The organism is Ectopseudomonas oleovorans (assembly GCF_003052605.1).
Lineage (GTDB): Bacteria > Pseudomonadota > Gammaproteobacteria > Pseudomonadales > Pseudomonadaceae > Aquipseudomonas > Aquipseudomonas oleovorans_A.
This window is the reverse complement of sequence record NZ_QASO01000126.1, coordinates 1-13,842: the sequence shown is the minus strand read 5'-3', so window position 1 is coordinate 13,842 and position 13,842 is coordinate 1. Positions and strand designations below refer to the sequence as shown.

The 13,842-nt window shown below is 64.0% G+C and carries 13 protein-coding genes and 3 pseudogenes; 8 read left to right on the top strand and 8 right to left on the bottom strand.

Annotated features, from left to right (window positions below):
* The coding region (gene tnpB, locus DBO86_RS22555; protein WP_146173172.1) for an IS66 family insertion sequence element accessory protein TnpB at nucleotides 1-310 on the bottom strand (310 nt) is incomplete at its 3' end.
* Nucleotides 311-395: 85 nt separating this feature from the next.
* Here tnpB and DBO86_RS22550 point away from each other — a divergent pair.
* Nucleotides 396-677: pseudogene (locus DBO86_RS22550) on the top strand (topoisomerase DNA-binding C4 zinc finger domain-containing protein); the annotation flags it as partial.
* A gap of 122 nt (nucleotides 678-799) precedes the next feature.
* On the top strand, nucleotides 800-1,099 hold the full coding sequence (locus tag DBO86_RS22545) for a lysozyme inhibitor LprI family protein (protein ID WP_108234903.1): 300 nt from the start codon (nucleotides 800-802) through the stop codon (nucleotides 1,097-1,099).
* A 380-nt stretch (nucleotides 1,100-1,479) separates the two neighbouring features.
* Here DBO86_RS22545 and DBO86_RS22540 read toward each other — a convergent pair whose 3' ends face one another.
* The 4 genes from DBO86_RS22540 to DBO86_RS22525 form a co-directional block, all read right to left on the bottom strand.
* Nucleotides 1,480-2,580 (bottom strand): GGDEF domain-containing protein, encoded by a 1,101-nt coding sequence (locus DBO86_RS22540; RefSeq protein ID WP_108234902.1) that lies wholly within the window; start codon nucleotides 2,578-2,580, stop codon nucleotides 1,480-1,482.
* Nucleotides 2,581-2,663: 83 nt separating this feature from the next.
* A complete protein-coding gene (locus tag DBO86_RS22535) occupies nucleotides 2,664-3,959 on the bottom strand; it encodes a TRAP transporter large permease (RefSeq protein ID WP_003463753.1) in 1,296 nt (431 codons plus the stop codon).
* On the bottom strand, nucleotides 3,949-4,425 hold the full coding sequence (locus DBO86_RS22530) for a TRAP transporter small permease (protein WP_003463756.1): 477 nt from the start codon (nucleotides 4,423-4,425) through the stop codon (nucleotides 3,949-3,951). The genes DBO86_RS22535 and DBO86_RS22530 overlap by 11 nt, the downstream gene beginning before the upstream one ends.
* 129 nt (nucleotides 4,426-4,554) lie before the next feature.
* The gene (locus DBO86_RS22525) at nucleotides 4,555-5,556 is read right to left on the bottom strand and encodes a DctP family TRAP transporter solute-binding subunit (RefSeq protein ID WP_039965262.1); all 1,002 of its coding nucleotides are present in this window, start codon (nucleotides 5,554-5,556) and stop codon (nucleotides 4,555-4,557) included.
* A gap of 300 nt (nucleotides 5,557-5,856) precedes the next feature.
* Between DBO86_RS22525 and DBO86_RS22520 the strand changes: the two genes are divergently transcribed.
* The gene (locus DBO86_RS22520) at nucleotides 5,857-7,317 is read left to right on the top strand and encodes a sigma-54 interaction domain-containing protein (protein ID WP_108234901.1); all 1,461 of its coding nucleotides are present in this window, start codon (nucleotides 5,857-5,859) and stop codon (nucleotides 7,315-7,317) included.
* Nucleotides 7,318-7,579: 262 nt separating this feature from the next.
* Here DBO86_RS22520 and speB read toward each other — a convergent pair.
* Nucleotides 7,580-8,451 (bottom strand): annotated as a pseudogene (gene speB / locus DBO86_RS22515) (agmatinase).
* A gap of 145 nt (nucleotides 8,452-8,596) precedes the next feature.
* Nucleotides 8,597-9,079, bottom strand: a pseudogene (locus tag DBO86_RS22510) (extracellular solute-binding protein); the annotation flags it as partial.
* On the opposite strand from DBO86_RS22510, the gene DBO86_RS27105 reads away from it, so the two are divergent.
* The 5 genes from DBO86_RS27105 to DBO86_RS22490 all read left to right on the top strand — a co-directional run bounded on the left by DBO86_RS27105 (nucleotide 9,056) and on the right by DBO86_RS22490 (nucleotide 11,955).
* Nucleotides 9,056-9,181 carry a hypothetical protein gene (locus tag DBO86_RS27105; RefSeq protein WP_255311581.1) on the top strand — a complete coding sequence of 42 codons (126 nt, stop codon included), beginning with the start codon at nucleotides 9,056-9,058 and terminating at the stop codon, nucleotides 9,179-9,181. The pseudogene DBO86_RS22510 and the gene DBO86_RS27105 overlap by 24 nt on opposite strands.
* A gap of 15 nt (nucleotides 9,182-9,196) precedes the next feature.
* On the top strand, nucleotides 9,197-9,757 hold the full coding sequence (locus DBO86_RS22505) for a substrate-binding domain-containing protein (protein WP_244185594.1): 561 nt from the start codon (nucleotides 9,197-9,199) through the stop codon (nucleotides 9,755-9,757).
* 81 nt (nucleotides 9,758-9,838) lie between these two features.
* The gene (locus DBO86_RS22500; protein WP_108234900.1) at nucleotides 9,839-10,393 is read left to right on the top strand and encodes an NADPH-dependent FMN reductase; all 555 of its coding nucleotides are present in this window, start codon (nucleotides 9,839-9,841) and stop codon (nucleotides 10,391-10,393) included.
* Nucleotides 10,394-10,498: 105 nt separating this feature from the next.
* Nucleotides 10,499-11,080 carry a TetR/AcrR family transcriptional regulator gene (locus DBO86_RS22495; protein ID WP_108234899.1) on the top strand — a complete coding sequence of 194 codons (582 nt, stop codon included), beginning with the start codon at nucleotides 10,499-10,501 and terminating at the stop codon, nucleotides 11,078-11,080.
* A complete protein-coding gene (locus tag DBO86_RS22490; RefSeq protein WP_108234898.1) occupies nucleotides 11,077-11,955 on the top strand; it encodes an alpha/beta hydrolase family protein in 879 nt (292 codons plus the stop codon). Before DBO86_RS22495 ends, DBO86_RS22490 begins: the two co-directional genes overlap by 4 nt.
* Before the next feature lie 114 nt (nucleotides 11,956-12,069).
* Here DBO86_RS22490 and ltrA read toward each other — a convergent pair whose 3' ends face one another.
* Nucleotides 12,070-13,437 (bottom strand): group II intron reverse transcriptase/maturase, encoded by a 1,368-nt coding sequence (gene ltrA / locus DBO86_RS22485; protein ID WP_108233196.1) that lies wholly within the window; start codon nucleotides 13,435-13,437, stop codon nucleotides 12,070-12,072.
* Between the last annotated feature and the right edge of the window lie 405 nt (nucleotides 13,438-13,842).

Here is a 13,842-nt window from a genome sequence, read left to right as displayed (position 1 = left end):
GGTCGATACCGTCCAGCAACCAGTTCAGCTCCTGGGCCGTCAGCACGATCGCATCGTCGCCAGGCTGCGGATGCGACTTGAAGCGCTCAGCCTCCAAGCGCTTGAGCCACAGGCAGAAGCCGTTGCGCTCCCAATACAAAATCTTCACGCGATTGCGCGCGCGATTGAGGAAGACGAACAGCACGGGGTCGAAGACCGCCACCTTGATATCCAGCTCGACCAGAGCGGCCAGGCCGTCAATGGATTTGCGGAAATCCACCGGCTTGGGGTAGAGGTAGACTTTTTCAACTTTAGCGTCGGGGCGCATCATGGTGGCTGGCTCCAGAAAGAAATCGGAGCACAGCATTGACTGGCCTGCGGATCATTTGAAGATGGGGTTTGTGGAGCGCTTACGCTTTATCCGCTATATCAAGTCATTCCAGCAGCCGCTATTCAGCGAGCCTGAAGTTGACGCCATGTTGCATGCCCTGCAAACCGGCCGCCGCGCGCCAACCCTCGCCACCCACCGCGAGCATGTACAAAACCTCAAACGCCGTAGCGATCCGACAGCCGAGCGGCAGTGTCCGAAATGTGGGAGTGCGCTGCTGATCCGCACCGTGAAGTCAGGGCCGAAAGCGGGACAGCAGTTTTGGGGATGCTCGGCTTTCCCCAAGTGCCGAACCATGCAAAGCCTTTAACAACCATCAATTGATACGCTGGATGCACATCATGCAATCAACTGCTGGCGATTGCCGTCACCGCGCTCAGCGCTGGAACACACGCAGCAGACGATGGCTACAGCGAAACCTATACCGCCTGCATGGATGAGTCCGGCGGCGTGACGGTGAATATGCTCAATTGCATGGGCAGTGAGACAGAACAGCAAGACGCCCGCCTCAACCAAAACTACAAAGCCGCCATACAAGCGCTAACACCTGCACAGCAAACACAACTGCGGGACGCGCAGCGGCTATGGATCAAATTCCGCGATGCCGATTGCGCCCTACTCGGTAGCTTGACTGGAGGCACCATCGACAGCGTCAACAGCGCTTCGTGCTTTCTTGATATGACCAAGAAACGTGCAGATGACCTCGCCTGGCTCGCCGAGCAAGGTCAATAGCAGCATCACTCAGCACTTGGAGCAACGATGTCCGTCAACGCCTGATCCGCAACACGATCAAGAGAGCCTGCGTAGTGATCGTCCGATTAAAAAGCAAAACCTGACCGTTTCGCGGTACAGAAATCAGTACACTGGCGGTACAGTGCTCAGCTTTTGCAGATTTCGCTCAGTTACGCTTAACCCGCTCTACGACGATACTTTCAGCTAACAGTACCTGCGCTAGGCTACGCCCGATTTCACTAGGTTTGCGGCGTTTCTAGGCAACTCATAATCCTTGGGTCCACGGTTCGAGTCCGTGTGGGCCCACCACCTTCAAAGCCGCGCACTGCGCGGCTTTTCGTATCTGAAATTGATATCAGCCAGCGCAGCACCGCGCGCAGTCACAGCCGCACATCGAACTTATCCAGCAACAGCTCGGCTGGCAGGTCGGCGCTGACCAGCTGGTTGCGTCCGCGCCGCTTGCCGCTGTACAGGTGACGGTCAGCGGCGCGGTAGAGCTCGGCGGTGCTGCGGCCGTCCACGGGCCAGGTGGCCAGGCCGAAGGTTGCGGACAGCGCGATCTGCTCACCGTCGTACTCAAGCGGCTGTTCGGCGATCTGCTTACGCAGTTTGTCCACCAGCGGGTCGGCACCAGTGCTGTCGATATGACGTAGCAGCAGGCCGAACTCCTCCCCACCCAGACGACCGAGAAAGTCGGTCACGCGCAGGCGCTGCTGGAGGATCTGACAGATATGCTGCAGCGCCATATCGCCCGCCTCGTGCCCCCACTGATCATTGACCTGCTTGAAGTGATCGACGTCGAGCAGCACCAGTACCAGATGCCCGTTGCTGCGTTCGGCATCCTGGATGCTGCGTTGCAGGGCGTGCTGGAAGCTGCCACGGCTGGCCACGCCGGTCAGTGAATCGGTCTGCGCCAGACGCTCCAGCTCCTCGTAGGCCTGCATGCGCAAGCCATCGTAGATATGCACGAACACCAGGATCAGCACGCCACACAGGGCGGCGTTGCCCAGGTCGATCAGGCCGTGTGCGTCCAGGGTCAGGTGATTGTCGGTGAAGTACAGCAAAAGCCCGGCGCACATGAACAGCGCGGTGAGCAGGAAGGCGCGCTGCTTGCCCAGCAGCAGGTAGGCCAGCAGCGGGATCATGTACAGCCAGACGAACGCCGCCGCTGAGGCGTCCGGCATGACGATGATGTAGAGGATGAAGCAGAAGGTCGGGATCAGGTACAGGTAGATCCACAGGTGCAGATGGCGAGCGCGTTCGATGCGCCAGGCGCCGAACAGCAGCAAGGCGGTGCACAGCACTTCGAGGATGGCGAAGAGGTAGTTGCCGGCCAGGGCCTGCAGCACGGCAAAGCCGCCCAGGGTAAGGCCGGTGGCGAGCAGGATGGTGCGCATCAGCTTGCGCTTGCCCGACTCGCGCAGCCCTTCGCAGTGCCCTGCGCCTACATCCCTGTGATCGTTATAGTTGCCGTCGCCCATTTTATTGCCCAGCGCCGCCGCCCTCAGCGGTACGCAGCTCCCCGCCGCGCACCATCAGGCAACTATAGACGGCCTTGCCTGTTTTACACAGCATAACCCAGCACACGCGGCAGCCACAGGGCGATTTCCGGGAAGATCGCCACCAGCAGCAGGGCACTGGACATCACCACAACGAACAACGCGGCCCAGCCGACGGTTTGTTCCAGGCGTATCTTGGCGACCTCGGCCGTGACCATCAGGTTGATCGCCACCGGTGGGGTGAACTGGCCGATGGCGATGTTCATCGCCAGCAGGATGCCGAACCACACCGGGTTCCATCCGAAGTGCTGCATCACCGGAATCAGGATCGGCATCAGGATCAGGTAGATCGAGATGGCGTCGAGCAACATACCAGCCAGCAGCACCGCGAGCATCACCAGCGCCAGCAACACCCAGCCGTTGTCCGACAGCGAGATCAGCCATTCGGCCAGGTGGCGGAAGGTGCCGAGCATGGTGCCGGCCCAGGCGAAGATGCCGGCCAGGGCGATGATCAGCATGACCACGCCGGAGATCACCCCGGCCTCGCCACACAGGCGCCAGAGGCTGCGCCAGTCCAGCTCGCGGGTAACGAACAGGCCGATCAGCACGCCGTAGGTCACGCCGACCACGGCGGCTTCAGTGGGCGTGAACAGGCCGCTGCGCAGGCCGCCGAGAATCAGCACCGGGGCAAACAGCGCCGGCAGCGCCTGCTTGAAGCTCTCGCCCAGCGGCGGACGCTCGCCCTGCTCCGGCGACTCCCAGCCGTAGTGACGCGACAGCAGCCAGGCCGGCACCAGCAGCACCAGGCCGACCAGAATGCCGGGGAACAGGCCGGCGGCGAACAGCGCGCGCAGATCGACGCCCGGCACCACAATGGAGTAGAGAATCAGCGCGATCGACGGCGGAATCAGGATCGCCGTCGAGGCCGACGCGGCGATCAGCGTGGCCGAGAAGGGTTTGGGATACCCCGCCTTGGTCATGCTCGGCAGCATCACCATGGCCACGGCGGCGGCATCGGCCGGGCCAGAGCCACTCATGCCGCCCATGATCAGGCACACCAGCACCGCGACCATGGCCAGGCCGCCATGACGCGGGCCGATCACCGCCTGGGCGAAGCGCACCAGCCGCAGCGCCACACCGGCTTTCTCGAACACCAGGCCGGTGAGGATGAACAGCGGAATGGCGATCAGCGGGTACTTGGCCACGCCGTTGTAGGTGTTGGTGCCGAGGGTGGCGAGCATGTCCGGCGACAGCCCGGCGATGATACCGATGGCGCCGGACAGGCCGAGGGCGAAGGCCACCGGCACACCGAGTGCCAGCAGCACGGCGAAACTGAGGATCAGCCAGAGATCAGGGCTCATCACTGATTCTCCCGCGCAGGCGATCGACGGTCATCTGGGTCAGGCGCACGAACAGCAGCAGCGCCAGGATCGGCAGCCAGATCACGTACCACCAGTTGGGCAGCCCGAGGCCGGGCGACTCGGAATCCCACTGGAATTCCTCCCAGGCGAACTGACCACCGAACCAGCACACCAGCCCCAGCACCAGCACGCTGGCCAGCCACTGCAACAGGATCAGCGGCGTGCGCAGGCGCGGGAACAGGCGCTCGAGCAGGCCGATACGAATGTGTCGGTTACTGCGCATGGCCACCGAAGCACCGGCGAAGGTGAGGATGACCAGCAGGAACACCGAGATTTCCTCGGTGAAGGCAAAGGATGCATCGGTGAAATAACGCACCACGACGTTGGCCAGGCTGATCAGGCTGATGATCACCAGGGCCAGGGTGGCGAGCACGCGCTCCAGCGGCGCGTCGACTTGCTTGCTCATAAAAACCTCGAATGACCGGAGCAATGCGCTCGTGAAGTGGCGCCCCCTGCCCTCTCCCCCGGCCCCTCTCCCGCAAGCGGGAGAGGGGAGCAGAGCAGACTAAGGGAGCTTCCGGTCAGATAAAACGAATCAGGGCTGGGCCACGGCCTTGCGCGCGGCGCCCATCAGCGCATCGCCGATACGCGGTGCCCACTTCTCATGCACGCTGGCGGTGGCTTCGACGAAGGCCGCGCGCTCGGCGTCGCTCAGTTCGATCACTTCCACGCCGCGCTCACGCACGTCGGCCAGGCGTTGGGCCTGAGCACCACGCGACAGCTCGATCTCCCACTTGCCGGCGTCGATAGCGGCCTGGCTGAGCAGCTCGCGATCTTCCTCGGGCAGGGATTTCCATACGCGCTGGTTGACGGCGAACACCAGCGGATCGGCCATGTAGTCCCACAGGGTCAGGTACTTCTGGCCCACTTGGTCGACACGCGCCACGTCGAATACCGACAGCGGGTTTTCCTGGCCGTCCACCGCGCCGGTGGTCAGTGCCGGCTTGGCGTCGGCCCAGCTCATTTGCGTGGGGTTGGCGCCGAGGGCGGTGAAGGTGTCCTGGAACAGCGGCGAACCGACCACGCGTATCTTCAGGCCCGCCAGATCGGCAGGGCTGCGCACCGGCTTGGCCGAGTTGGACAGCTGGCGAAAACCGTTCTCGCCCCAGGCCAGCGGCACGATGCCGCGCTGTTCGATGGCGGCGAAGGCCAGCTTGCCGGCTTCGCCCTGGGTGATGGCGTCGAGGTCGGCGTCGTTCTTCATCAGAAACGGCAGGGAGAACAGGTTGAGCTCCGGCACCTGCGGCGACCAGTTGATGGTCGAACCCACGGCCATGTCGATCAGGCCCGAGCGCATGGCGGAGAATTCCTTGGTCTGGTCGCCGGCGACCAGCTGCGCGTTGGGATAGACGCGCAGGGTGATGCGCCCTTCGGAGCGTTCGTTGACCAGATCGGCCCACTTCTGCGCGGCCTGGCCCCAGGGGAAGGCGTCGGACAGTACGGTGGAGACGGAGTATTCACGCGCCTGCGCGGTGGCGCACAGGGCGGTCAGCGCAGCGCCGGCGGCGAGCGCGGAGAAGAGTCGCTTGAGTTTCATCGGGGCGTCCTTGTATGGATCTTGGTCATTGTCGTTGTGGCACCGGCAAAGCGGTGCGGATCCAGCGGCGAGCGGATGGCTCGCCTGGCGCACCTGGTCGGCACGCAAATAGGGACACGGCAGGTGTCACGGCTGCCGGGCAGGCCTTGTGGGCGATCGGCAGGTGCCGGCGGGTTACGCGCGGCCGCCCAACTATTCCAGAAGCGCGCGGCGAATGCCATTGTCCGATGACTGTTGACGTTGCCCGGCCTGATCGGCGCTGCCCATAATCACCGGCATCTCACTTCCGGACACTCGCCCATGGCCATTTCCCGCGACGACCTCGACCAGCACGGCCTGATCATCGGCGTGTCGCCCGAGCGCTTTCGCGCGGTGGCCATGCCGCTGCTGTTCGATCACCTCGATGCGCAGTGCGAGGGCACCATCGCGGTCAATCGCCAGGCGCGCATCGTCTGGATCAACGACAAGTACGCGCAGAAGGTCGGCATCGCCGATGCGCGCACGGCGCTGGGCAAGGAGATCGAGGAAGTGCTGCCGGCCAGCCGCCTGCGCGAGGTGGTGGAAAGCGGCCAGCCGAGCATGCTCGATCTGATGGCCTTCGGCAGCGAGCACTTCGTGGTCACCCGCATACCGCTGCGCGACGAGGACGGCACCCTGGTCGGCGCGCTGGGCTTCGTATTGTTCGACCGCGCCCGCCATCTCAAGCCGCTGATGGCAAAGTACAACAATCTACAGAGCCAGTTGCTCGCCACCCAGCACGAGCTGGCCAAGGCGCGTCGGGCGCGCTACACCATCGCCGGTTTCATCGGCGCCAGCAGTGCAGCCAGTGAGGTAAAGCGCCAGGCCCGCCGTGCTGCGCAGCTCGACTCCACCGTGCTGATTCGCGGCGAGACCGGCACCGGCAAGGAGCTGCTGGCGCAGGGCATCCACAACCTGTCGCCGCGCGCCAACGGGCCATTCGTCGCGGTCAACGTCGCGGCGATTCCGGAAACCCTGGTGGAGGCCGAGCTGTTCGGCACCGCGCCCGGCGCCTTTACCGGCGCCGACCGCAAGGCGCGCATCGGCAAGTTCGAAGTGGCCAACGGCGGCACCCTGTTTCTCGACGAGATCGGCGATCTGCCGCTGCCGTTGCAGGCCAAGCTGCTGCGCGTTTTGCAGGAGCAGGAGGTGGAGCCGCTCGGCTCCAATCAGGTCAAGCCGCTCAACGTGCGGGTGATCGCCGCGACCCATATCGACCTGGAAGCCAAGGTGGCCGCCGGGCAGTTCCGCGATGATCTTTACTACCGCCTCAACGTGCTGGCCCTGCGCGTGCCGCCATTGCGCGAGCGTGCCAGCGACATTCCCGCGCTGATCGAACACCTGCTCGATGACCTGGCCAACCGCTCCGGCCTGGCGCCCATGGAGCTGACGGACGATGCCCTCGCCCTGCTCTGTGCGCAGCCGTGGAAGGGCAACGTGCGTGAGTTGCGCAACCTGCTGGAGCGTGCGCAGTTGGCGGTCGATGGGCGACTGGATGGTGAAGCCTTGCGCGGTTTGCTGGTCGATCCGGTGGCGCCAAGCGCGCCTACGCCCGTTGCGCCAGTGATGATGAGCACGGCGCAGACGCTGGCCGAACAGTTGGCTCAGGCCGAGCGCCAGGCGTTGCAGGCGGCACTGGCGGCAACCGATGGCAATCGCCAATTGGCCGCCGAACGCCTGGGCATTTCCCGCGCCGGGCTCTACGCCAAGCTGGCGCAGCATGGGCTGGGGCGCCGGGGCTGAGCGCCTCATCCTGTAGGAGCCGGCTTGCCGGCGATGCGCCACCCGCAACACCTCCCCACAACAGTCGCGGCTAAAGCCCCTCCCACAAAAAGCGTGGCAAGCCGCAATTACGTAGCCCAATGAAATCCGGGAAGTTCGCATAGGCGCGCCCCGGATTACATTGGGCTACGCCGGTTAGAGCGTAGGGTGGACCACGCCTCACCGGTCCACCATGGGTAGCTGGCGCGAATACCCCAGGTGGAAATAAACAGCGATTTCCACCCTAGGTCCGTTCACCCAGCTTATGCCGCGCGGCATACAGGCAGATCATCTCCATCGCCAGGGTGGCGCCGGCTAGGGCGGTGACCTCGGCGTTGTCGTAGGGCGGCGCTACTTCGACCACGTCCATGCCGACCAGGTTGATCCCGCGCAAACCGCGCAGTATCTCCAGCGCCTGATGGCTGCAAAGGCCGCCGCACACCGGTGTGCCGGTGCCGGGGGCGAAGGCCGGGTCGAGGCAGTCGATGTCGAAGGTCAGGTACACCGGATGCTCGCCCACCCGCGCGCGGATGCGCTCGGCGATCTGCTCCGGGATGCTGCGGTGCACCTCGCGGGCATCGAGCACCTGAAAGCCCATTACGTTGTCGTTGGTGGTGCGCAAGCCGACCTGCACCGAGCGCGCCGGGTCAACCAGGCCTCCACGCGCGGCGTGGTAGAACATGGTGCCGTGATCGATGCGTTTGCCCTCCTCGTCCGGCCAGGTGTCGCTGTGCGCGTCAAAGTGGATCAGCGCCAGCGTGCCGTGCTTTTCGCATGCGCCTTGAGCAGCGGATAGCTGATGAAGTGGTCGCCGCCCAGGGTCAGCAGCGCGCTGCCGGCTTCGAGAATGCGCGTGGCGTGCGCCTCGATCAGCGCCGGGGTGTCCTGCGGCGTGCCGTGGTCGAAATGGCAGTCGCCGTAGTCGACGCAGGCGAGCAGGTCGAAGGGATCGAACTCCCAGGGAAAATGCCGCGCCCAGGCCGACTGGGTCGACGCGGCGCGGATCGCCCGTGGGCCGAAGCGGCTGCCGGGCCGGTTGCTGGTGGCGGTGTCGAAGGGCACGCCGCTGATGGCCAGGTCCACGCCGGTCAGGTCACGACTGTAGCGCCGGCGCATGAAGCTGGTGATGCCGGCGTAGGTGGGCTCGGCGGCGGTTCCGTAGAGGCTGGCGCGGGTGATGGCCTGGTCGTTGTCGAAGGCTTGGTCCATGGTCGAATACTCATTTCGGTGATGTTCGCGAGCAGAGCTCGCTCCTACAGACTCAGTACTGGCTGCGGAAGTCTGTCCACAGGCGCGTGCGCTGACGCTGCTCGCGCAGGCTCAGCACTTCTTCGGCGAACAGGCGCGCACGCACGGCTTCGGGCGGGTAGATATCCGGGTCACCGCTCACCGCCTCGTCCAGCAGGGGCGTGGCGGCGCGGTTGGCGTTGGCGAAGAACAGCTCGTTGGTCAGCTCGGCGATGGCCTCGGGCTGCAGCATGAAGTCGATGAACGCACGGGCGTTGCCCGGATGCGGCGCGTCGGCGGGAATGGCCATGGTGTCGAACCAGATCAGCGTGCCTTCGCGCGGAATGCGGTAGAGCACCTCGAACGGCTGCTCGGCCTCGGCAGCGCGCGCAGCGGCCATGCCGGCGTCACCGGTGTAGGTCAGCGCCAGGCAGGTCTCGCCCTTGGCCAGGTCGTCGATCTGCCGGGCATTGCCGATGTAGCGCAGGTTCGGTTGCAGCACCGCGAGCAGGTGCTGGCCGCCACGCGCAAGCTGTTCGCCGCCATCGAGACCTTCAAGGGCGAGGCCCAGGGCATGGCCGACAAGCTGCTCGACGAGCTGCGCATCGGCCTCTCGTAAGCGCTGTCGGACCAGGTGCTGGAGCGCCTCGGCGATGCCATCGGGCGTTTTCGCCGGCGCAACCAGGCGGTGCAGATCGAGCTGGTCAGCGCCATGCCCGCCGAACTGGAACGGCGCCTGCTGCAGAACCAGCTGCAACTGGCCATCGGCTATTTCTCCGGCAGCCAGACGGCGCTGGACTACCGGCCGCTGTTCGCCGAGCGCCAGCGCCTGTACTGCGGGCGCCAGCACCCGCTGTTCGACCGGGAGACGCCGAGCGCCGCTGACCTGCAGGCCTGCGACCGCGTGGTGCATCCCTATCGCTTCATCGCAGCCGACGAACCCTGGCAAGGCGGCAGCAGCAGCGCGCGCTGCGAACAGGTCGAAGGTAGCCTGGCGTTCATCCTCTCCGGTGCTCACCTGGGCTATCTGCCCGAGCACATCGCCCAGCCCTGGGTAGAGCGTGGCGGCTTGCGCGCGCTGCCCGGCAAGTGGGATTTCACCGTGCAGTTTCGTCTGGCCAACCATCGCGGCCATCCCGCCAGCGAGGCGCAGAAGGCCTTCGCCGACGATCTGCTGGACGCGTTCGGCGAGTGACGAGGCGCGTGCCCTGCACCTGCTGAAACATCCAGGGTCTATAGTGGTTGTTCCTTCCTCACCACACCTTCTGGAGTACACATGAGCAAGACCTACAACGTCGCCGTGCTGGTCGGTAGCCTGCGCAAAGCCTCCATCAATCGCAAACTGGCGCTGGCGCTGGCCGACCTGGCGCCGGCCTCGCTGAATCTGGAAATCCTCGAGATCGGCGACCTGCCGCTGTACAACGAAGACGCCGACGGCGATACCGCTCCGGCCTCCTATGCGCCGTTTCGCAGCAAGCTCAAGGCGGCCGACGCGGTGCTGTTCATCACCCCCGAATACAACCGCTCGATCCCGGCGCCGATGAAGAACGCCATCGATGTCGGCTCACGCCCGTATGGCCAGAGCGCCTTCAGCGGTAAACCAGGCGCCGTGCTCAGCGCCTCGCCGGGTGCCGTTGGTGGCTTTGGTGCCAACCATCACCTGCGCCAGTGCCTGGTGTTCCTCGACGTGCATGTGCTGCAGCAGCCGGAGGCTTATCTCGGTGGCGCCGGCAACTTCTTCGACGAGAACGGCGTACTCAGCGACGGCATCAAGCCGTTCCTGCAGAAATTCATCGACGCCTATACCGCCTGGGTAGCCAAGCAGGCCTGATACCTCGCGCCGTCCACTGGGCGGCGCTCCACTATGCCGATATGCCCTCATCTGCGGCCTGAATGACACTGGCAGATAGACCGACCGGTCTACATAATCCAGGCCATGACCAAGACTACTCGCGACAAACTGATCGACGCCATGATCGATGCCCTGCAACGCAAGGGTCTGCATGGCGTTGGTTTGAACGAACTGCTGGCCGCCGCCGATGCGCCCAAGGGCAGCCTTTATCACCACTTCCCGAACGGCAAGACCGAACTGGCCGTGGCCGCCATCGAGCGTGTCGGCCAGCGCGCCGAGCAGGCGTTCGCTGCGCTCTTCGAGCGCCAGTCCGATCCACTCGATGCGCTGACTATCTGGCTACAGGGCGCGCTTGGCCAGTTGCAGGAAAGCGCCTTCGAGCGCGGCTGCCCGCTAGCCACCGTGGCCCTGGAAAGCGGCCCGCAAGATCATGAAATTCGTGCAGCCCTGGCCAATACCTTCGCCGCCATTCGCCAGGCACTGCAGCAGCAGTTGCAACGTCACGGTTACCCACAGCCAGAAGGACTCGCTGCCCTGTTCGTCGCGCTCTACGAAGGCGGTCTGCTGCAAGCGCGTGTCGCCGGCAGCAGCGAGCCGCTGAAACAGGCCGTTGCCACCCTGCTCCACCTGACCCGCCAGCACCGCATGGAGTCCCCGCCAGCATGAACACAGCCATCCGCCGCGAAACCCTGCCCCTGCTCGCCCTCGACGACTACCAACTGGCCGCCACGCGCTATCACGCCGAGCGACCGCAGGCGCAACTGCTGATCGCTGGCGCCACCGGGGTGCCGCAAGGTTTCTATCGCCGTTTTGCCGAACACGCCGCCAGCCGTGGCTTCAACACCATGACCCTGGACTACCGCGGCATCGGCCAGTCCAAGCCAGACAGCCTGCGTGGTTTCGAGATGGAGTATCTGGACTGGGCCCATCTCGACGTGGCCGCCGCGGTGGATCAACACCGGCACGCCGAGCGCCCACTGTTCATGATCGGCCATTCCTTCGGCGGTCACGCCTTTGGCCTGCTGCCCAACCATGATCAGGTCGCCGGCTTCTACACCTTCGGTACCGGCGCTGGTTGGCACGGCTGGATGCCCAGGGCCGAGCAGGTGCGCGTGCTGGCCATGTGGCGCCTGATAGGCCCGCTGATGACGCGCTACAAGGGCTACCTGGCCTGGAGCAAACTGGGCATGGGCGAGGATCTGCCGCTGGGCGTGTACCGTCAGTGGAAACGCTGGTGCCGCTTCCCGCGCTATTTCTTCGACGATCCGCAGATGCCGGGGCTGGCCGAGCGCTTCGCCCAGGTGAAGACACCGATGGTGGCGCTCAACAGCCTGGACGATCTTTGGGCACCGCCCGCATCACGCGATGCCTTCATGGCCGCCTATGTGAATGCGCCCTATCAGGCGCGCACGCTCGACTCGCAGGCAGAGGGCCTGGGCGCTATCGGTCATATGGGGTATTTCCGCCCTGCGGCGCAGCGTCTGTGGGACGAGACGCTGGATTGGTTCGAGCAATTGCGCGTCGAACAACGAGCAGCTTGAGCAGGCCGCTGAAAATCTCTAGGCCAGAAAATCGGGATAGGGGACGGCTACCGCCGTTCCCCTCCCACACCACCCGGCATGCGGGTCCGCACCGGGCGGTTCGAGATGTTGAGGTCAGGAGAGTCTTGGCATGCCCAGACGATCGAAATAGCTGATCGTCAATACTTGGTGTCCGGCAGTCAGGCTGTTATGCCACCAGCGGCGACTCAGCGCCGCAACCGATTGCGCCACGCTCTGCGTACCCCCTAAACGAAGCAGTTCCCGGTAGATCGTCTTGCCGCGTCGCCACTGTTTGAGTTGAAGGGCTCGTAGCCTTCGACGCATCCACTCATCCAGCCTTCGCCAGACTCGCGGGGTTTGCGCCAAGCTGAAGTAGCCTTTCCATCCCGGCAGATAGCTGCAAAGCTTTTCGATCACCTCGGCAAGGCTGCGCCCGCCATTACGGCGAGTACGCTGCCTGATCTGCTGCTTGAACACCCCCAGTGCCTTCTTCGAAACGGCACGCCGCACCTCACCATCGTGGGTTTGCCATAAGCAGTATCCGAGGAAGTTACGTTCAAACACGCTCGCCACTGCACTTTTCGATTCATTGATCTTCAGGCGCAGCTTGTCGTAGCAGCGTTTGAGGAGGGCCATCACCCGCTCGCCAGCCTTCTGGCTGCGCACATAGACGTTACAGTCGTCGGCGTAACGGGCAAAACGATGTCCTTTGCGTTCAAGCTCTTTATCCACCTCGTCGAGCAGCACGTTAGCCAGTAGTGGCGACAGTGGCCCACCTTGCGGCGTGCCTTCCAATCGCTCGATCACTACACCACCATCCATGATTCCAGCATTTAGATAGGCCCGCACCAGCCGGATCACGCCAGCATCATTCACGCGCCTACTCAAACGCTCTATCAGGATGTCGTGGTTGACCCGGTCGAAGAACTGGGACAGATCAACGTCCACCACGACGCAGTAGCCTTCTTGGGCATACCGTTGGGCAGACAAAACCGCATCCCAGGCTCGGCGACCTGGCCGGAATCCATGGCTATGCTCGCTGAAAGTGGGATCAATCAGCGGTTGCAGCACTTGCAGCAGCGCTTGCTGGATCAGACGGTCGGTCACACTGGGGATGCCCAGCTCTCGTTCACTTCCGTCTGGTTTCGGTATGCATACGCGCCGTACTGGTAATGGCTGGTAGGTTCCCGCCAGCAGTTGCCGTCGGATACTCGACCATACCTGCCTGAGGTGGGCTTCGGTCTGCACTATGTCCAGGCGATCCACCCCAGCACCTCCCTTGTTCGCCTTCACGCGCTTCCAGGCGCGCTGCATATTCTCCTGTGCGACAACCTGTTCCAACAGGCATCGCCCTGCATCCCCCAACCCTTGGCGCGGGAGGCGTGCTTCATCGCTGGACGGTAGCATCGAGGCTTCACCTCGATCCTGGACGCCCCGCCCCGTTCTCACAGGCATCTGATGCAATGCACGGCTCATCGACAAGACGTTTGATGCTCCTTCTCGTTCGGCCCTTCGTCTGGTGTTTCGAGCCTACAGTGGCTCAGCTATTCGACTACTACGGCCTCTGCTGACTTCTCGCTCCGATCAAGCACCGTCGCCCTTTCAGGCGTAAAGCGAGATCTCCCCAGGTAAGAACGCACTCCTTCTCTGCACAACCGCCGGATTTACGCCGCTTCGCCTTGGCCACGAGAGCTTCGCGATTCCTTGCCCGCTCGCCCTGCTCGGCAGCGCCTCATATCCGATTCTTGTCCATCGGCTCGCAGATTACGCTCCACGCTTCCTCCCCACGCTCGGTCACCCTTACGCAGTTGCGCTTCGCTTCGTTCACTGTGGCCAGCTCACGGGAGGACTTGCACCTCCAAGAGTGCGCCCATGCTGGGCGCACAA